Origin of the sequence: Streptomyces gobiensis (assembly GCF_021216675.1) — a bacterium.
Classification (GTDB): domain Bacteria; phylum Actinomycetota; class Actinomycetes; order Streptomycetales; family Streptomycetaceae; genus Streptomyces; species Streptomyces gobiensis.
Map to the genome: position 1 here is coordinate 4,638,694 of NZ_CP086120.1, position 16,941 is coordinate 4,655,634.

At 64.5% G+C, this 16,941-nt stretch carries 22 protein-coding genes; 12 read left to right on the top strand and 10 right to left on the bottom strand.

The genetic code is table 11. The features are described 5' to 3' along the window. Positions 1-15 precede the first annotated feature (15 nt). From test1122_RS21550 to test1122_RS21585, 8 genes are all read left to right on the top strand, one after another. Positions 16-237, top strand: a complete 222-nt coding sequence (locus test1122_RS21550; RefSeq protein ID WP_232270804.1) for a hypothetical protein — start codon at positions 16-18, stop codon at positions 235-237. 65 nt (positions 238-302) lie between these two features. Further along, entirely contained in the window at positions 303-491 is a 189-nt protein-coding gene (locus test1122_RS21555; protein ID WP_232270805.1) for a hypothetical protein, read from the top strand. 1,582 nt (positions 492-2,073) lie between these two features. Beyond that, positions 2,074-2,322, top strand: coding sequence for a hypothetical protein (locus test1122_RS21560; protein WP_232270806.1), 249 nt, complete (start codon positions 2,074-2,076; stop codon positions 2,320-2,322). Positions 2,323-2,336: 14 nt separating this feature from the next. Next, the gene (locus test1122_RS21565; RefSeq protein ID WP_232270807.1) at positions 2,337-2,567 is read left to right on the top strand and encodes a hypothetical protein; all 231 of its coding nucleotides are present in this window, start codon (positions 2,337-2,339) and stop codon (positions 2,565-2,567) included. Between the two features lie 12 nt (positions 2,568-2,579). After that, the gene (locus test1122_RS21570; protein ID WP_232270808.1) at positions 2,580-2,813 is read left to right on the top strand and encodes a hypothetical protein; all 234 of its coding nucleotides are present in this window, start codon (positions 2,580-2,582) and stop codon (positions 2,811-2,813) included. After that, positions 2,806-3,297 (top strand): hypothetical protein, encoded by a 492-nt coding sequence (locus tag test1122_RS21575; protein ID WP_232270809.1) that lies wholly within the window; start codon positions 2,806-2,808, stop codon positions 3,295-3,297. The genes test1122_RS21570 and test1122_RS21575 overlap by 8 nt, the downstream gene beginning before the upstream one ends. A gap of 1,016 nt (positions 3,298-4,313) precedes the next feature. Next, the gene (locus test1122_RS21580; RefSeq protein ID WP_232270810.1) at positions 4,314-4,721 is read left to right on the top strand and encodes a P27 family phage terminase small subunit; all 408 of its coding nucleotides are present in this window, start codon (positions 4,314-4,316) and stop codon (positions 4,719-4,721) included. Between the two features lie 326 nt (positions 4,722-5,047). Next, on the top strand, positions 5,048-5,629 hold the full coding sequence (locus test1122_RS21585) for a hypothetical protein (protein ID WP_232270811.1): 582 nt from the start codon (positions 5,048-5,050) through the stop codon (positions 5,627-5,629). 43 nt (positions 5,630-5,672) lie between these two features. On the opposite strand, the gene test1122_RS21590 is transcribed toward test1122_RS21585, so the two are convergent. From test1122_RS21590 to test1122_RS21600, 3 genes are read right to left on the bottom strand one after another with little or no spacing between them, the layout of a single operon-like run. Continuing rightward, on the bottom strand, positions 5,673-6,518 hold the full coding sequence (locus test1122_RS21590) for a helix-turn-helix domain-containing protein (protein ID WP_232270812.1): 846 nt from the start codon (positions 6,516-6,518) through the stop codon (positions 5,673-5,675). A 9-nt stretch (positions 6,519-6,527) separates the two neighbouring features. After that, entirely contained in the window at positions 6,528-7,052 is a 525-nt protein-coding gene (locus tag test1122_RS21595) for a DUF6879 family protein (protein ID WP_232270813.1), read from the bottom strand. Further along, positions 7,033-7,431 carry a hypothetical protein gene (locus test1122_RS21600; protein WP_232270814.1) on the bottom strand — a complete coding sequence of 133 codons (399 nt, stop codon included), beginning with the start codon at positions 7,429-7,431 and terminating at the stop codon, positions 7,033-7,035. The genes test1122_RS21595 and test1122_RS21600 overlap by 20 nt, the downstream gene beginning before the upstream one ends. A 717-nt stretch (positions 7,432-8,148) precedes the next feature. Here test1122_RS21600 and test1122_RS21605 point away from each other — a divergent pair. Beyond that, positions 8,149-8,763 carry a thymidine kinase gene (locus test1122_RS21605; protein WP_232270815.1) on the top strand — a complete coding sequence of 205 codons (615 nt, stop codon included), beginning with the start codon at positions 8,149-8,151 and terminating at the stop codon, positions 8,761-8,763. Positions 8,764-8,861: 98 nt separating this feature from the next. Here the strand turns inward: test1122_RS21605 and test1122_RS21610 are convergent, their stop codons facing one another. Genes test1122_RS21610 through test1122_RS21620 form a run of 3 tightly spaced genes read right to left on the bottom strand, consistent with a single transcriptional unit; the run spans position 8,862 to position 10,778 of the window. Beyond that, on the bottom strand, positions 8,862-9,644 hold the full coding sequence (locus test1122_RS21610; protein WP_232270816.1) for a DUF3710 domain-containing protein: 783 nt from the start codon (positions 9,642-9,644) through the stop codon (positions 8,862-8,864). Between the two features lies 1 nt (position 9,645). Next, the gene (gene dut, locus test1122_RS21615) at positions 9,646-10,161 is read right to left on the bottom strand and encodes a dUTP diphosphatase (protein ID WP_232270817.1); all 516 of its coding nucleotides are present in this window, start codon (positions 10,159-10,161) and stop codon (positions 9,646-9,648) included. 32 nt (positions 10,162-10,193) lie between these two features. Further along, positions 10,194-10,778, bottom strand: a complete 585-nt coding sequence (locus test1122_RS21620; RefSeq protein ID WP_232270818.1) for a PaaI family thioesterase — start codon at positions 10,776-10,778, stop codon at positions 10,194-10,196. A 148-nt stretch (positions 10,779-10,926) separates the two neighbouring features. Here test1122_RS21620 and test1122_RS21625 point away from each other — a divergent pair, with 148 nt between their 5' ends. Further along, positions 10,927-11,370, top strand: coding sequence for a DUF3093 domain-containing protein (locus test1122_RS21625; RefSeq protein ID WP_232270819.1), 444 nt, complete (start codon positions 10,927-10,929; stop codon positions 11,368-11,370). A gap of 217 nt (positions 11,371-11,587) precedes the next feature. On the opposite strand, the gene test1122_RS21630 is transcribed toward test1122_RS21625, so the two are convergent. The 3 genes from test1122_RS21630 to test1122_RS21640 all read right to left on the bottom strand — a co-directional run bounded on the left by test1122_RS21630 (position 11,588) and on the right by test1122_RS21640 (position 14,254). Then, complete coding sequence (locus tag test1122_RS21630) at positions 11,588-11,887, bottom strand: DUF4193 domain-containing protein (protein WP_232270820.1); 300 nt, start codon at positions 11,885-11,887, stop codon at positions 11,588-11,590. Between the two features lie 425 nt (positions 11,888-12,312). Further along, on the bottom strand, positions 12,313-13,593 hold the full coding sequence (locus test1122_RS21635) for a sensor histidine kinase (RefSeq protein WP_232270821.1): 1,281 nt from the start codon (positions 13,591-13,593) through the stop codon (positions 12,313-12,315). A 7-nt stretch (positions 13,594-13,600) separates the two neighbouring features. Further along, positions 13,601-14,254: a response regulator transcription factor gene (locus tag test1122_RS21640; RefSeq protein ID WP_232270822.1), complete on the bottom strand. Its 654-nt coding sequence runs from the start codon at positions 14,252-14,254 to the stop codon at positions 13,601-13,603. Between the two features lie 280 nt (positions 14,255-14,534). On the opposite strand from test1122_RS21640, the gene test1122_RS21645 reads away from it, so the two are divergent. Then, complete coding sequence (locus test1122_RS21645) at positions 14,535-14,705, top strand: hypothetical protein (protein WP_232270823.1); 171 nt, start codon at positions 14,535-14,537, stop codon at positions 14,703-14,705. A 292-nt stretch (positions 14,706-14,997) separates the two neighbouring features. On the opposite strand, the gene test1122_RS21650 is transcribed toward test1122_RS21645, so the two are convergent. Then, positions 14,998-15,954, bottom strand: coding sequence for an IS481 family transposase (locus tag test1122_RS21650; protein ID WP_232268212.1), 957 nt, complete (start codon positions 15,952-15,954; stop codon positions 14,998-15,000). Positions 15,955-16,096: 142 nt separating this feature from the next. Here test1122_RS21650 and test1122_RS21655 point away from each other — a divergent pair. Continuing rightward, a protein-coding gene (locus test1122_RS21655) for an IS5 family transposase (RefSeq protein ID WP_422396910.1) occupies positions 16,097-16,941 on the top strand; the annotation gives its coding sequence in 2 pieces (ribosomal slippage) (positions 16,097-16,427 and positions 16,427-16,941; 846 coding nt in all).

Consider the following 16,941-nt stretch of genomic DNA (forward strand, 5'->3'; position numbering starts at 1 on the left):
GACGGAGAGACGACCATGCACCCTGATGAAGAACTTATGTTCACGCCCGAAGGACGTAAGTTCCTTCTAGATCGTGAATCTTGGTGCGGCAAAGTGAGAGAACTCATGACCGAGGAAGGGACCTATCAGGAACTCGTCACAGCCAGGAAAATTCCATGGTCACAAGCCGCCATTGACGGCTACGCGGCGCAGCTTGAGGCGCTGTATGCCGCCATGCCGAAAGACCCCCGGTCCTGAACGCGGGCAATCCACTCACTAGACCTACGGTGAGAGGCAAAACAGCGCGCGGAAGGAGAGAGGGCATGAGCGCTGAGGACGTTCTTAAGTACATGCTGTCTTGGGCATCTGAGGACTCGCACCGTGGGCGTTTGGCTCGCGCACTTCAGACCAATATGGGAGAAAGCGCAGAGCTTCAGGCGCGCCGTGTGGGTCTGCTGTCCATCTACGTGCAGCGCGAAGCGAAGAGCGGTAAAGGTCTCGCGCTGATCTAGCGCTAAGCTCGGGGACGTAAGCCGTCTGGTTTCGTGACCAGGCGGCTTTTCCTTGGCCTAGAAACGTCTCCTTTCGTCTTCATGGTCTAGAAGCTCCGTCCTTTTCGTCTCTGACGGACCCCTATTCCGTCTCATTCCATCCCCTCAACTAGTTATTCCGTCCCGTTTCGCCAGGAGGAAGTACACATGAATTCAGAGCTGATTGTTGCGCTCCGTAACGCCGAAGACATTGCATGGAAAGCCATGGGCAAGCCCACGGATGACAGCGCAGAGAAGACGCACAAGGCCATTGCGGATGCGCTCCGCCTTGCTGAGAAGTTGGCCGCTGCCCCCCGCTGCGAAGCCTCTAGCTGTGACAACGCCATTGAGTACAGCGGGATAGGGCGGCATCGGCGGTTCTGTTCGGACCGTTGCCGTAAGGCAGCTCACCGGGCGAACCGTCAGCACTAGGACAGCGAAGGAGGTTGGGCTGAAAACCTTACTCTCTGTTGTTTGTTCCTTATTGGCTCCATCTGAACGTTAACACCTATTCCCTTGAGAACTCCAATGGAAAACCCGACCACCGTACACATACACGAAATAGGGAACACTCCTCATGAGCTACAACCTGATTGCCCGCTGTGACTACTGCCGGAGGAATCTGACTGGCGAACAAGTGCGCTTCTGCTCTGCCGCTTGCCGTGCCGCTGAGTGGCGAGACAGCAAGCGAACCACGGAACGGGAGTACCGAAACTGTGAGCTGTGCGGGGACCCGTTCGCGGTGCGCTACAGGTACCAAAAGGTCTGCGACTACAACAGCGTTGCGTCTGAGGACTGCAAGGACCTACAAGACGAGCTAATGATTCAGTGGGAAGAGGAGCAAGACGAACGCATGCGCGCTGTCTGCGAGCGGGAAGGCTGCGAGGTCCCCGTCTATCGTCCGGGTCGTGGCCGTCCGCGCCGTTTCTGCACCGCTCGCTGTAAAACAGCCTTCTACCGAAGCGCGAAGCGTAACGGGTAGGTAATAGATTTGGATTTCCGACGCCTAAATGCCCGAATTACCGGCTTTGCGGGCAGTCCACTCACTAGATAAAGGGTGAGAGACAGTTCACGCGCTCTCACGCGACACCCTCACCACTTGCCAATTGAGTAGGTGCCCGGTGGGACGCCACCGATTCCCGGGCAACACGAACACCCGAGCATGCCGGGTAATTGCATGCCCTTCCCTAGGCCCCTGCCTGTGTCTGATTTCTTCGCTGAGGATTGGCGTCCGCTCAGTGAGAGGTCAGCACGGGCAGGGGCTTTCTTCGTTTAGACCTTTCTCCCCGCAGCGACACGGGCCGAATGTGCGCGCGACCCGTAGAGCGCTGTCCCTGCCAGACCGGTCGGGTTAGAGCCATGTCCCGACCGGTCCGGCCCTTTCGACTTCTCAGGAGTTCTCTTATGCACGCTGACCCGTACTCAGGGCTTCACTCCGTGCGCGTGCTCGAAGCCCAGACAATTACGCCGAGAGATGAGGCTCAGCGCGTAGCCGTGCTGAATGCCTTCGCAGTGCTTGACCAAATCGCCCGACTCTGGAAGCAAGCCACGGAGGAAAGCGCCGATGTCCGCTGAACTCCGCCATGAAGACAGGCTCCATATTCAGAACTTCTCTGACGCCATGCTTGCCGCTGTCGTGGAAGACGAGCGCCGTTACGTGGTGCTCATCAGTCTATATGAGCATGCAATGGACTGGCTCAAGGCTAACGACCGTCAGACCATACCCATTAGTTCGTTCCTGCGCCTGGTCAAGGCGACAGGGTACAAGGTCACGCTAAACCCGAAGCGTGTGCATAGTCTAACTCACCGCTGATAGGAGAACCAGGAATGTACAACAACGAAATGCGCCCCACTCGGCGCGAATTCCGTACGCGCAGTCTCGCGGATACCTTCCGCTATAACCCGGAACTGGAAGCGGTAGAGCGCCTACAGCGAGAGCGGCCCGATCAGTTCGACACGCTGAACCCCACGGTCAAGGTGGAGCTTGCCAACTACAAGACCGTCCGTGCGGCTGCAAAGGAACTAGGGCGCGACGTTAGCGCCCCTCAGAACGACTGAAAGGAAATCATCGTGAACAACGAAGCCATCTGGAAGAAACAGCAGGAACTAGCGGCTCTTATCGCTGAGGAAAACGAGCGTAGGGGCTGGAAGCCGATCAGCGCCCATGAGCCCACCCTTGACAAGATCATTGAGGCTAGCGCCAAAGGTGAGCTTGAACTCACTCCAGACATGCGCAAGGTCATCGCTGAGTACGAGCTAAGGAAGAAGGCTGCCGCTAAGGCTGAGGGGGACCCCAATGACTGACATTGCCCTTGAGAAGGCGAATAAGGCCGCTCAAGCTGCCGCCGAGAAGCTTGCTGAGCTACAGGCCGTCGCGGACGAGAAGGCGGCTCAGGTTGCCGCTGAGCGTGCGGAACGCGCAAAGGCATTTGATCAGCGCACGGCGGACACGTGGCAGGAAGAGGCGAAGCGCCTAGCGGATGAGCACCAGGACGGCATGCGGCGCTTTATGGAGTTGCTACAGGAGGAGCCCTGGTTTGAGGCTCTCCTAGCTGCCCGTACCGCTCGCTGGGCTCACGTGCACTTTGTGGGGTATGCCAACAGCGCCAAGTACCGTGCCACGGGGCAGCGGACGAACGGCAACATGCCGAACCCGGGACCTACTGACTCGCCTTTCCTTGACCTCATTATGCGTGAGGGTGAGCGAATCGCTAAGAGCCGTGCCGCTGACTACATGGACGAGCGCGCACAGGAGCGAGAGCGGTTCATTAACGGGGAGGTCGAGTGACGCCGGATATTCTCCAACCGGGCCCGATTTGGGAAGGCCAGCCGTCGTACGCCTGGTTTCCTCGCAATGCAGCGGGTGAACCGTGCTACACCGACACACATTCCTCCGCTGACGTCGTCTGGCCGGTCGTCGGTGGTGCTCCTGCTACTCGCGGGACTGTGCAGAAGCGTCATCCAGCTAAGTATCGTGGGGCCATCACGCTAGACCTGACGCTACGGGATGCAAACGGCGTAGAGATACAGCCTCCCACGATCCCAATTCCGGAACTCCGCACGCTGGTATAGCGCCACCTGACATGGAGCCAGCGAGATACCCCGCCCGTGTCTCACTGGCTCCCCCAGGGCCGCTCAGAAAACCCTCTACGGGTCCCTGTGAAGCCCCTTGGGGCAGATAAGCCCCCGTTTTCACCTCCCCCATCCCATGCCCTCATAGGGCCTACAGAAGGGCTCTCATATGCCGAGTAAGCCTCGCGTGCCGTGTCCCGTGCCCGGATCCCGGAGCTAACCTCAGGGGGCCGCTGTGAGGCGCACAGGCGTGCTGATAGGCGCATGGGCGCGCAAGCTGGCAATGATGTGTACGGACAGAGTAAGTGGAGGCGTAGACGAGCGGCGTTCATCTACTCGCGTCCGTGGTGCTGTCTATGTGGTGCAGCCGCCAAGGTTGCGGACCATTTCCCGCTGTCGCGTAAGCAGCTCGTGGCGCGTGGCGAGTCCGATCCGGACGCATTCGGGCATCTCAGGCCCTTGTGCGTGCCTTGCCACAACCGCGAAACAGCGCGAAATCAGCCTGGTGGATGGGCACATGAGCGCTCAGCGAAGCCAAAAGGGCCGGAAATTCCTCCATTTTAGGCCGAATTCGGGGCTCATGTGGGCACTGAAACAGCCCCATTTCACGCTGTGTGACCGCCCGGGGTGGCGGGGGGACCCCCACAGGCCTTCCGACCGGTCGGCAGGGAGGGAAACGCGTGGCTCAGGGGGGTAAGACCGTTTTCGTGGCAGGCGAAAGGATGACCAACCGTGATCGAAGAGCCAGAATGGGCAGCCGAATTCGGCACCGACCCACAGACCACCGCTGACGCTTCCGCCGTGTGGCAGCGCGCTACGGCTGACCGAATCGTCAAGCCTCACGAGCGAGAAGCATTCGCCACTTACGCGCTGAATAGTGCCCGCGTAATGGACGCTGAACGACAGATTAGCCGGGATGGCATGGTGTTGACCGGCGCCAACGGCGTACCGGTGAAACACCCGGCAATCACCATAATCAACATCTATTCCGCTGGAATTCGCGCCCTTCAGAATGCATTGGGGCTGAACTCGTACAGTGCGGCTCGCAACGCTGCCATGGTGAAAAACAGTGGAGTTGAGCACGACACTTCCCCGGCAACCGTGGCAGCGTTGAAGCTTGTGGCTGGTCTCGATGAGTAGCCCTATCTACGACAAGATTCGTGGCGCCATGGCTCCGCTGGAACATATCGACAGGCCAACGGCTGACGCGTTTCACAGCGCGATAGCGCGGCACGAAGACGCTGGACGGCTTACAGCGGACGAAGCGGCAGCACTGCGCAGGCTGAATTACGACAACGCTTACGAGCCCTGGGATTGGGCCGACGACGAATGGCTAGCTTCGCTGCTGAGGGGACCCGCCGAATGACTGACACCGAACTTGCAGCCGCTATCAAGCGCCTTCTACGCGACTGCCGCAACGACGTACGCAAGGCAGCCGGGAAAACACCTATCAAGGAGCCTGCCTGATGAAGCGTGACTATCTCGGGTGGGCTGCACTCGTTGCCGCACTAATTGGCACTGCATCCGCTGAGTACAGCCTTGCTCGCGCCGTAGGCTTCGGCACTGTGCTTGCCGGATGCGTTCCGGCTGCACTCGACATTTACGCACTCCGCGCATTCCGCACCGGTCGTGACGTTGCCGCCGTAGTCGTTGCGCTGATTGCGGTGAATGCAGCGGCGCACCTGGTTGCATCTGGACAGCTTCCCGTGTCCGTGCCGCTGATTGTCGCTGTCTCCGCTATTGCCCCGCTGGTGCTATGGCGCGTCCATGCTCTCAGCAAGGCCGTAAACGTCTCCGAGAAGCCACAGGAAGCCCCGAAGGTAGTTCGGGAGTCCCGAGAGTCTGAGAAGCCCGCAGAGAGGCGCACAGAGATTCCGAGTGCAGCGAGCAAGGCGCCGGATGCAGACCCGCTGTTGTCGGATGCGCGGAAGCTGGACGAAGAGATACGCACTCGGACCGGTAAGCCGGTATCGCTGCGACAGATGCAGTCGCATTTCCGCATTGGACAGGCACGCGCTCAGCGCATCCGTGCTGCACTCGCTACATGAATGAACCCCTGTACCCGCTGACTGTCGGTACGGGGGTTTTTGCTCAGTCTTCCCGTCCCCACTCGTCAAGGGCCATAGCGATCAGCGCCCGTACCTCTTGCCCGTACACTGCTGACTCTTGAAGCATGGAGAAAGCCCGCTTGTAGAGGGCGAGTTCTCGGGGCTGTGTGACCGTGAGTTCAGCGGAGTAGGTTTCCACCACAACCAAGCGATCATCAAAGAGGCTAAAGGGGTTCCCTGGCCAAATCTTCTGTTCTGCCCTGCGAGGGATAATCCCGAGACTAAGCCGGGGCAGGCTCATAACAGCCAATAGCCTATCTAGCTGCCCGCGCATTACATCGGGTCCCCCGTAATTGGTGTAGAGCGCTTGTTCCCCGAGGATGACACTGAATCGGCGGTCACCCTGATATAGGTACTGCTGACGCTGCATACGCAAGGAAACGGCTTCATCTGTGTCATCGGGAATCTGTAGGAACTCGATTACCTGACGGAAGGTGGCAGCGGCGTAATCGGCAGTCTGTAGCGTCCCCCATACAACGGTCGGATGGTAGATACGGAAAGCTGAGGTCTTCTCGTAGAGAGATAGCGAACGCTTCTGGGGGCTCTTCGCACCAGCGGTGAACATGCGTCGCCATTCCATCCACATGGCCTCAATATTGCGGATGGTGGCGATTAGGTCAGGAACTTGTTCTTCGGCCCCTACGATCCGGCACCAGGTGCGTAGGTCATCCTCGCTGATGTTCTGCTTCCCGTGCTCGATACGGGAGACCTTAGAGAGGTGCCAGCCTGCCGAATTGGCCAGCGCCCGGCCAGTGAGACCCCCGTCTTTGCGGAGTTCCCTTAGCCGGGCGCCGAACGCTTCACGCGCTTGTTGGGCTTGGTGTGACACAGCGGGGAATCAGTGCTTGTAGTCGTCGTACGGGGTGGCGAGTGACCAGAGCTGATCCCTGACCCGTACGGCTTCCCCGACAACGGCCGGATCAGTGATCAGCTCTGCACCCTCGAACCGTCCGTCAGGGCGGAAATGGGTGACAGCCAGCGTTTCACTGTCGAATAGCCACCAGTCGTTACCGTTGGCCGGAAACTCAAACCCTTCCGGGATGTGGTGTCGTGGCAGCCATCGAATCTCTTCCCCCGCTTCGTGGTTCATCGGGGTGAGTTCGATTTCCCACCTGATGTACTCGGTTACTGGTTCCGTCACGACGCGAACGCGCCGAATGGTCCTCCCCGCTGCCGTCAGCGAACGTGTCTGTTCGAGCCACGGGCGGAACCATTCGAAGTCGTCTGGCTCACCCTTTAGCCACTTCGCGTACGGGCCATCCTCGATGGAGACGCGGTATTCGTCCTTGAGTTCCAGATGGAACGCTTCCCGCTTGAATGTTGAGAACAGCTCGTCACGCCGTTCAGCCGTGACCAGATCCATCGGCGCTTTCCTCCAACAGTGCTTTGATTGCTGCCTTGCTGACCTCTACGCAGTCTTCGTAATCCGGAATGCGCATCTGTCCCAGCGTCTCAGTGTCGCTGACCTTCTTTCCCTGAACGATGTAGTTACCGCTCTCCGTGACGTACACGATGGGGTGCGCCCACGTGCTCACCGTGCCGGTAACTCCATCGTTGATGAGGTGCTTGAAGAGTCGGGCTGGTACCTCAACGATCGTTTCTCCGCTGGGGACTTCGAGTTTGCTCGTGATCTCCGGGTTGGTGACCTTCCATCCTTGGACGACGTATGAGTCTGCGTCTGAGGCGTACAGCGTGGGTGACTCCGTGGGGTTGGACTCCTTGCCCAGGAACGTTAGCCGCATGATCGCTCTCCTGTCGGGAGGGTTGCTCGTGTTTGCGGACCCTGACCAGCGTCCAACTGCCGTTCGAGCACGTCAAGATGGCCCGCAAACATGCGCAAACTCCTTGGGGCGTTGCCGGGTTGGTCCCTAGCGTCAACGGCAGCGAGGAGAGGCAGGCAGCCGTGACAGAGACACTGTGGAAGTGGGTCGATACCGGGTCCGGGAGTGGCGCGATGCAACGCGTTACCGAAGTCTCCGCGCACCCACGCACAGCGGACATTGATCAACTTCAATCCGCGTACCTCATGCACAGGCAGGAATGCGCAGAGTGCACGCCTGACAAGTCGTGCGAGATGGCGCGTCGGATGGAAGAGGCACGGCGGGGGCTGAGGTGTCGTGACGGTCGCCATTGAGCGGGCCACGAAGACCCGCAAGAGGGCAGCGAAGGCCAGCGACAGACCACACACCTACTGCGGCTACTGCGCTGGATGGCACTCTGTCTGGTGTCCTGACTGTGCCGGATTCGCTGGGTGCTCCACTTGCCGACATACGTGCAAGGTCCCCTGTCCGCAGTGCGTGGGAGGCACGTTAGAAAGGTGGCTGCCCTGAGACCCTGCCGGTTGATGCCCTCAGCATCCCGGTAGTGGGGTGACTGAGCCCCCGTTGTGTGCTTCCCCCGTGGCGCAGGGCGGGGGCTTTCTCCTGGTCAGAGTTGGTTGCTATACGTCCCAGCAGTCCATGGACTGCGGAAAGAGCACACTCGCTCTCCAGATCGAGCACAACAGATCAGCGCGCGGGCTACAGGGCATGATCTTCACCCGCAACGACCGGGCGGGCGAGGGGAAGCTCTCCTCCCGGCTCGGGCTGGTCACCGAGGCCGTGGAGGCCGGCGACGGCTTCGACTTCCACGCCCACCTCGTCCGCCACCTCACCGCGGGCGGCCGCACGGACTATGTCATCGCGGACGAGGCACAGTTCCTCACCCCGCAGCAGATCGACCAGCTCGCCCGGGTCGTCGACGACCTCGGCATCGATGTCTTCGCCTTCGGCATCACCACGGACTTCCGCACCCGGCTCTTCCCCGGCTCCCAGCGGCTGATCGAGCTGGCCGACCGGGTGGAGGTGCTTCAGGTCGAAGCGCTGTGCTGGTGCGGAGCGCGGGCCACACACAACGCCCGTACGGTCGGTGGGCGGATGGTCGTCGAGGGTGCCCAGGTGGTCGTCGGGGATGTCGGCCAGCCGGCCGGTGAGCTCGGCTATGAGGTGCTGTGCCGCCGCCACCACCGTCGTCGGCTGACCGCCGCCACGGCACGCGCGGGCGCGCTGTCCCCCGACGTCCTCCCCGTCGGCTGACCCGGACGGGGCTCCGCCCCTCCCGTAACGAAGGCCGGTGGCTGTTCTCGTATGGGGAACGGCCACCGGCCTTCGGCTGTGTGCAGTTCAGCGTGGTGTCAGCGCACCTCGGTGATCTCCGGGCCACGCTGCAGCTTGTCGATGCCACCGGCGAACCGGGAGCCCTCCTCGGCGGAGTCCTGCTGGACGCCGTCGGGCACCATCTGGGCGTCATTGGGCAGCTTGAGCACGATCGGGTCCCGGGGGGCCATCGGGGAATCGCCACGCACGATGACCGTGTCCCGGAAGATCTGCTCCAGCAGCCCGGCGGCCTGCGGCTGCACCGCGCCCTGACCGGAGATGACACCGCGCAGGAACCAGCGCGGCCCGTCCACCCCGATGAAGCGCACGACCTGCACCCCGTGCTTGCCGTCCGGGAGCTGCACCGGCACCTGAGCCCGCAGCTCCCAGCCCAGCGGGCCCTCGACCTCGTCGATGACTCCGCCCTGCTGGGTGATGCCGGAGGCGATCTCCTCGCGTACCTCATCCCAGATGCCCTCGCGCTTGGGCGCGGCGAAGCCCTGGAGCTGGATGGCGCTGTCCTGGAGGACCACGGTCGCGGCGACGATCGCGTCGCCGGCGACCTCGACCCGCAGCTCCATGCCCTCGACACCGGGCACAAACAGTCCGCCGAGGTCGACCCGGCCCTTGTCCGGCTCGCTGACCTCGGAAATGTCCCAGGGGCCGTCGGGGCGCGGGGCCGGCGGCAGCTTCACCCGCGCTGCCTCGTCCACCGCGGCCTCGGACTCCGCGGCCTCGTCCGCCACCTCGTCGGCAGCTGTCTCGTTATCGTCCGAGACGCCTTCCGGCTTCTCGTCCCGCTTGCGACGACGTCCGAACACGTCACTGTCCCTTCAGGTCGGCGCCCTCGTCGGCACCGACCGCAGCGTATTGATTGTGCTGTGAAGCCCCAGCACCCCCGCCAGCGTGGCCACCCGTGGAGCCGAAGCCCCCGGCGGCCCGCGCCGATCCCGGCAACTCTTCCACTTCGTGGAAACGCACCTTCTCGACCTGCTGGACGACGAGTTGGGCGATGCGATCGAACCGGGCGAACCGCACGCTCTCGTGCGGGTCCAGGTTGACCACGATCACCTTGATCTCTCCACGGTACCCGGCATCCACCGTTCCCGGGGCATTCACCAGCGCGACGCCACAGCGGGCGGCCAGCCCGGAGCGCGGATGAACAAAGGCCGCGTATCCATCGGGCAGCGCGATGGACACTCCGGTCGGCAGCACTGTCCGCTCGCCGGGAGCGAGTTCGGCGGCCTCGGTGGTGACGAGATCGGCACCCGCGTCGCCCGGGTGCCCATAGCCGGGCAGCGGCACATCGGGGTCCACACGGCGGATGAGCACGTCCACGGGATGACGAGCCGCGGGGGGCGGGGAAGGGGTCACGGGTTCACCTCAAAGGCGCGGGCGCGCCTGACCTGGTCCGGGTCCTTCATGGCGGCCTGGATTTCCTCTTCGCGGCCGTTCTCGATGAAGTGCTCCACCTTGACCTCGATGAAGAGGGCATCGGCACGCACCGCGACCGGGCCGTCATAGCCGCCGATCCGGCCGGTGGCGGTGCAGTAGATCTTCCGCCCGTGCACCGCGGTCACCCGGGCGTCCAGATGCAGCACGGTACCCACGGGGACGGGCAGCAGGAAGTCCGTCTCCAGCCGTCCCGTCACGGCGATGGTGTGCATCAGCCAGTTGAGGGAGCCCAGCGTCTCGTCCAGCGCGGTGGCCAGGACGCCGCCGTGTGCCAGGCCGGGGGCGCCCTGGTGGTCGGGCGTGACGGTGAACTCAGCGGTGACGTTGACACCCTCGCCTGCCCGTGCGGCCAGGTGCAGTCCGTGCGGCTGCCAGTCGCCGCAGCCGAAGCACTGGTCGTAGTGAGCACCGAGGGGTTCGCCCGGTGCGGGCGCGTCGGGGTGACGTGCCGGGGGCAGGGCGTCTTCAGGCGGTGTCAGCGAGGTCTTGGGAGCAGTCACGCAACCAGACCCTACCGCCGCACGCTTCGGTCACAGCGCCCGCCCTTCCCTGCCGCACCGGCGCCCGGGGCCCGGGGATCGCGGGTGCGGTCCGGTGGCCGGGGTTCCGGTGGCCGGGGTGGTGTCCGCCCGTGCCAAGCTGGGAGGCATGGCGTACGACGAACGACTGACCGCACCCCGCTCCTGGTGGCTGATCGCCGTACTGGCCGGAGTCGCGCTGAGCCTGGTGCTGCTGCCCGTGGGACCGCTGCCGGCGCTGGGCGGGCTGGTCGCCGGGGCCGCGCTGGCGGCGGCCGCGGTGAGCGCCTATGGCTCGGTGCGGATCCGGGTCATCGCCGGCTCGCTGGTCGCGGCCAGTGCCCGGATCCCGCTGACGGCGCTGGGTGAGGCGAGGGCACTGGACCCCGAAGAGGCCCGCGCCTGGCGTACGCACAAGGCGAATCCACGGGCGTTCATGGTGCTGCGCGGATACATCCCGACGGCGGTGCGGGTCGAGATCACGGACCCGGAGGATCCGACGCCGTATGTCTATCTCTCGACGCGCTGCCCGGACCGGCTGGTCGCAGCGCTGGAGTCGGCCAGGACGGCCTGAGGCACGGTCTGCGGCACGGCCTGCCGTGGAGAGTGCCGGTCAGGCTGTCGGCGACGGCACCGGGGAACGCCCGCAGTCTGTTCTGATCGTCGTCGGGCTTCCCGGCCTTCGCCTTCGTCCTGCGCACACCGCAGCCGGGCACGCCGCGGGGGCGAGCGAGGCTACTCGGCCCCGCTCGTCATCACGTGCGTCCTCGACCGCCACGGAGGCTTGCCGGTCAAGCCGCGCAGTCGCGGCAGATCAGCTGTCCGTTCTTCTCCGCGGCCAGCTGGGAGCGGTGATGCACCAGGAAGCAGCTCATGCAGGTGAACTCGTCGGCCTGACGCGGCAGCACCCGGACGGACAGCTCCTCATTGGAGAGATCCGCCCCGGGCAGCTCAAGTCCCTCGGCCTGCTCGAACTCATCTACGTCGACGCTCGAGGCGGCCTTGTCGTTCCGCCGTGCCTTGAGCTCTTCGATGCTGTCCTCGTTGGCGTCATCATCGGTCTTGCGTGGAGTGTCGTAATCCGTTGCCATGTCGCTCTCCCCCTCCGGGTATCTGTGGTGTCTCAGCGCACGTAACGCATGAGAGGCCGGACTTGTGCCCGACCCGAGGCGGAGATTTTGCCTCACATCAAGGTCTGTTACTCAATCGACACCCAACCGCACCCCTGAAGAGGTGATCGGCCGGGCTGCTGAACGGGCCAGATATGGCCCGAAGGTCGCGCTTCGCGCACGCCACCTCAGGTACTTCCCGCGATCATGACCTGCGGAAACCTGGATTTTTGGGTGATTTCCACCGAGTCTGCGATCACGGACAGTAAATGGCCAAAGAATTCGTGTGTGCGATCGATCACAATTGGCTACGGCGGGCGTCGAACCGCAACAATTCCACCCATAGCGAACCTCCTGGCTTTCGAGGATGCACTATCTCAGACGCCGACGGGAGTCGCATCACGGGCTCAGACCGGCAGCGCGACGCGCATCACCAGACCGCCCTCCTCGCGGGGCTCCGCGGTGATGGTCCCACCGTGTGCGCGCGCCACCGACCGCGCGATCGACAGCCCGAGACCGACACCCTTGTCGCTGCCGGTGCGCTCGGTGCGCAGTCGGCGGAAGGGCTCGAAAAGATTGTCGATCTCATACGCGGGCACCTGCGGCCCGGTGTTCTCGACGGTCAGCACCGCCTCCCCGGGCCGCGCGACGGTACTCACCGAGACCCAGCCTCCCTCGCGGAGGTTGTAGCGCACGGCGTTCTGTACGAGATTGAGGGCGACCCGCTCGAGCAGCACACCATTGCCCTGCACATAGGCGGGCTGCCGCACTCCGCGCAGCTCGACGCCCTTCTCCTCGGCCTCCGTGCGGCTCTGCTCCACCGCCCGGCCGGCCACCTCGGCGAGATCCACGGGCTTGCGGTCGATGATCTCGTTCTCACTGCGGGCGAGCAGCAGCAGGCCCTCCACCAGCTGCTCGCTGCGCTCGTTCGTGGCCAGCAGCGTCTTGCCGAGCTGCTGGACGTCGGGCGAGGCGGCCGGATCGGAGAGCTGGACCTCCAGCAGGGTGCGGTTGATCGCGAGTGGGGTGCGGAGCTCGTGTGAGGCATTGGCGACAAAGCGCTGCTGGGCGGTGAATGCCCTGTCCAGCCGGTCCAGCATCTCGTCGAAGGTGTCGGACAGCTCCTTGAGCTCGTCGTCCGGCCCGTCCAGCTCGATCCGGCGGTGCAGATCGGAGCCCGCGACCTGACGGGCCGTACGGGTGATACGGCCCAGCGGAGAGAGCACCCGGCCCGACATCACATAGCCGATGGCGAAGGCGGCGACCGCCAGACCCAGCAGCGCCAGCAGGGAGTGCTTCAGCAGGGACTCCAGGGCCACCCTGCGCTGATGCTGCAGACAGGCGTCCAGTGCCCGGTTGAGATCATCGCTCGTGCCGATGGTGGGAAGCTGGCAGGTCTCGCTGCTGACCTGCAGATCCAGACCGGTGATCCGGATTGGCAGCTTGCTGCCCTCCTGCAGCGCCTGCGCGGCGAGCAGATAGATGATCGTCAACAGCAGCATCCCGGCGACCAGGAACATCCCGCCGTAGAGCACGGTGAGCCTGATCCGGATGGTGGGCCGCAGCCAGAGATACGAGCGTGGGGGCTCCGGTGGGCCCCAGGTGGGCTTGGGCGGGGCACTGGGCGGTGGTGGTGGTCCGGTGCCGGTGCCGGTGCCGGACGGGGGCGGGGATGTGGGGGCAGTCATGGCGGACTCAGATCCGGTAGCCGGAGCCGGGCACGGTGACGATCACTGGAGGCTCGCCCAGCTTGCGGCGCAGCGTCATCACCGTCACCCGTACGACGTTGGTGAAGGGGTCGGTGTTCTCGTCCCAGGCCTTCTCCAGCAGCTGTTCGGCGGAGACGACGGTGCCTTCACTGCGCAGCAGCACCTCGAGGACGGCGAACTCCTTGGGCGCGAGCTGGATCTGCTGACCGTTCCGGAAAACCTCGCGGCGGTTGGGGTCGAGCTTGATCCCGGCGCGCTCCAGCACAGGCGGCAGCGCGACCGTGGTACGGCGCCCCAGGGCACGTACGCGGGCGGTCAGCTCGCTGAAGGCGAAGGGCTTGGGCAGATAGTCGTCCGCGCCGAGCTCCAGCCCTTCGACACGGTCGCTCACATCGCCCGAGGCGGTGAGCATCAGTACCCGGGTGGGCAGCTCCAGCTCGATGATCTTGCGGCAGACATCATCGCCGTGAACCAGGGGCAGATCGCGGTCGAGGACGACCACGTCGTAGTCATTGAGATCGACGCGCTCCAGGGCCGCGGCTCCGTCGTAGACGACATCGACCGCCATGGCCTCCCGGCGCAGCCCGGTGGCCACGGCATCAGCGAGCAGTTGCTCGTCCTCGACGACGAGTACGCGCACAGCGCTGTCCTTCCCTCGAATGCTGGTCGATTCGCTCTCCATCGTGCCCCGAAGTCTCATAAACCGGCTGTAAGGGTTCTGCGGCCCCGAGGATTCACACATTTTTCGTAGTGCTTGAGGTTTCTTTGAGGAATGGCGGGGGGAGGACCCCTGCACACCCTCGATCACGCCCTGTAGGCGGCATGCCACGACTAGCTGCTGACCACATCGGGGACCACGCCGTGATCGGTCCACCCCCGGCACACCCCCGTGCCACCGACCTACCACGAGGGGGCGCACCATGGACGCGTTCACCGCAGGCATTCTGCAGCGTATAAAGAGCACCGAGACCGACCTGCACCGCGCTCGTGAATCGGGCGACGACTTCCTCGCCGAGGTCGAGCAGGCCGAGCTGGAGGATCTGCGCCGTCTGGCAGCTGAGCACGGTGTGGAGGTCGGCGCCACGCGCTGATTCCCGACCCACCAACGAGGGCGCCCCCGGACCCAGGGGGCGCCCTCCCGCGTTGTGGGCACTCGGGCCGCCCGAGGGGCGGCACGGGTGGGCACAACACCGGCCCACGCAGCCGCACCGGCCAACCCCCGGGCCCCGGGGCAGAGCCCCGGTTTCCGGGAAGGGGCGGGACAGGGGAAACCCCACCCACAGCACCCCGCCCCGCCCCGGGGCGAAGCCCCGGCCGCGCGGCGGAGCCGCATGCCGGTACAAGCCGGGAAGGGCCGGACAGGGGCAACGCCCCTGCGGCGGCCTAGGTGTATTGACCCGCAGGGTTGTTGACGCGGCTGATGGGTGGCTGGCCTGCCAGTGCGGTGTGGCAGCGATGGTAGTTGTAGGTGTGCAGGAAGCCTTCGAGGCTCGCTGTTCGATCGGCGTTGCTGGTGTAGGGCCGTAGGTAGGCCCACTCGTCGAGCAGGGTGCGGTTGAAGCGTTCGACCTTGCCGTTGGTCTGTGGCCGGTAGGCGCGGGTGAGCTTGCCGACTGCGCCGAGGTCGGTCAGGGCCTGCTTCCACAGGCTGCTCTTGCGGTAGGACCAGGCGTTGTCGGTAAGGACCCGTTCGATGCGGCGGATGCCCATCCCGGCGAAATGGGCGGCGGCTCGCCGGAGGAACTCTGCGCAGGTAGCGGCTTTCTCGTCGGTGTGGACCTCGCTGTAGGCCAGGCGGGTGTGGTCGTCGACGGCGGAGTGGATGTAGTCGTAGCCGGCGCCGGTCTTGGTCAGTCGGCTGTCTTTACGGCCGTGGATCCGCCAGCCGCCGCCGTCGGGGATCCGGCCGAGTTTCTTGACGTCCACGTGGATCAGTTCGCCGGGCCGGTCGCGTTCGTAGCGGCGGATGACCTGCCCGGTGGGCCGGTCCAGGAAGGACAGCCGGTGCAGGCCGTGGCGGGCGAGGACGCGATGCACGGTGGAGGCGGGCAGGCCAAGGATCGGGCCGATGCGGGCCGGGCCGAGCTTGCGGGTCGTGCGCAGCTCACGCACCCGCGCTTCCATGGCTGGTGCTGTGCGGTGCGGGGTGGTGTGCGGGCGGCTGGAACGGTCATGCAGGCCTGGCTCCCCCTCGTTCCGCCAGCGGCGCACCCACTTGTGGGCTGTCATGCGGGAGACGCCCATCTCCGCCGCGACATGCGCGACCGGACGGCCCGAACACACACGTTCGACCAGCAGCCGCCTGCCATGAACAGTCAGTCGGGCATTACGGTGGGACACGAAGACCTCCGTGCGGTGCAGTCCTAGACAGCTCCACCACACCGGAGGTCTTCGCCATGATCAAGACCCACGAGTGTCAACAACGCTCATGATCAATACACCTAGGCCGTTTCCTTCGGATCATCTGATCGTTGGTTGATGTGTGTCGTTGACTGATGCCCAGTGGGCACGGATCGAGCCGTTGTTGCCGGACCGGACTCCGAAGCGGGGCGGACGGTGGCGTGATCACCGCCAGGTGATCGACGCGATCGCGTTCAAGTACCGCACCGGGACACCGTGGATGGACCTGCCCGAGCACTTCGGGTCGTGGAAGGGCGCCCACAACCGCCTGCGGAAGTGGGCCGCCGACGGCACCTGGGAGAAGGTCTTCACCGCCCTGCTCGCCCAGGCCGACGCCGAAGGCGACCTCGACTGGGTCGTCGCGGTCGACTCCACCATCGTCCGAGCCCACCAGCACGCCGCCGGGGCCCGTCAAAAGGGGCCCCGGCCGGCGAGCCGGACGACCATGCCCTCGGACGCTCCCGCGGCGGACTGACCACCAAGATCCACCTCGCCGCGGACAGCCACTGCCGGCCCCTGGCCTTCGTCATCACGCCTGGCCAGGCAGGTGACGCACCCGCATTCCCCGAGGTCATGGCCCGCTTACGGGTGCCCCGGCCAATCGGCCGGCCCAGGATCACGCCGGACGTGATCCTGGCCGACAAGGCCTACTCATCCCGCGCGATCCGGACCCATCTCCGTCGGCGCGGGATCCGGGCCGTGATCCCGCAGCCCGCCGACCAGGCCGCCAACCGCAAACGCCGCGGCAGCCGCGGCGGCAGACCACCAGCCTTCGACCGCGACGCCTACAAGCGGCGCAACACGGTCGAGCGCTGCATCAACAGACTCAAGCAATGGCGCGGCCTGGCCACCCGCTACGACAAGACCGCCACCATCTACCTCGCCGGACTCCACCTCGCCGCCATCTTCATCTGGTCAGCGAGATGA

Coding starts and splice junctions, on each gene's coding strand:
- test1122_RS21565 (WP_232270807.1), top strand. CDS start 2,337: ATGTACAACAACGAAATGCGCCCCACTCGGCGCGAATTCCGTACGCGC.
- test1122_RS21550 (WP_232270804.1), top strand. CDS start 16: ATGCACCCTGATGAAGAACTTATGTTCACGCCCGAAGGACGTAAGTTC.
- test1122_RS21600 (WP_232270814.1), bottom strand. CDS start 7,431: ATGCGGCTAACGTTCCTGGGCAAGGAGTCCAACCCCACGGAGTCACCC.
- test1122_RS21595 (WP_232270813.1), bottom strand. CDS start 7,052: ATGGATCTGGTCACGGCTGAACGGCGTGACGAGCTGTTCTCAACATTC.
- test1122_RS21625 (WP_232270819.1), top strand. CDS start 10,927: ATGGCGTACGACGAACGACTGACCGCACCCCGCTCCTGGTGGCTGATC.
- test1122_RS21575 (WP_232270809.1), top strand. CDS start 2,806: ATGACTGACATTGCCCTTGAGAAGGCGAATAAGGCCGCTCAAGCTGCC.
- test1122_RS21605 (WP_232270815.1), top strand. CDS start 8,149: ATGGACTGCGGAAAGAGCACACTCGCTCTCCAGATCGAGCACAACAGA.
- test1122_RS21645 (WP_232270823.1), top strand. CDS start 14,535: ATGGACGCGTTCACCGCAGGCATTCTGCAGCGTATAAAGAGCACCGAG.
- test1122_RS21560 (WP_232270806.1), top strand. CDS start 2,074: ATGTCCGCTGAACTCCGCCATGAAGACAGGCTCCATATTCAGAACTTC.
- test1122_RS21635 (WP_232270821.1), bottom strand. CDS start 13,593: ATGACTGCCCCCACATCCCCGCCCCCGTCCGGCACCGGCACCGGCACC.
- test1122_RS21630 (WP_232270820.1), bottom strand. CDS start 11,887: ATGGCAACGGATTACGACACTCCACGCAAGACCGATGATGACGCCAAC.
- test1122_RS21585 (WP_232270811.1), top strand. CDS start 5,048: ATGAAGCGTGACTATCTCGGGTGGGCTGCACTCGTTGCCGCACTAATT.
- test1122_RS21555 (WP_232270805.1), top strand. CDS start 303: ATGAGCGCTGAGGACGTTCTTAAGTACATGCTGTCTTGGGCATCTGAG.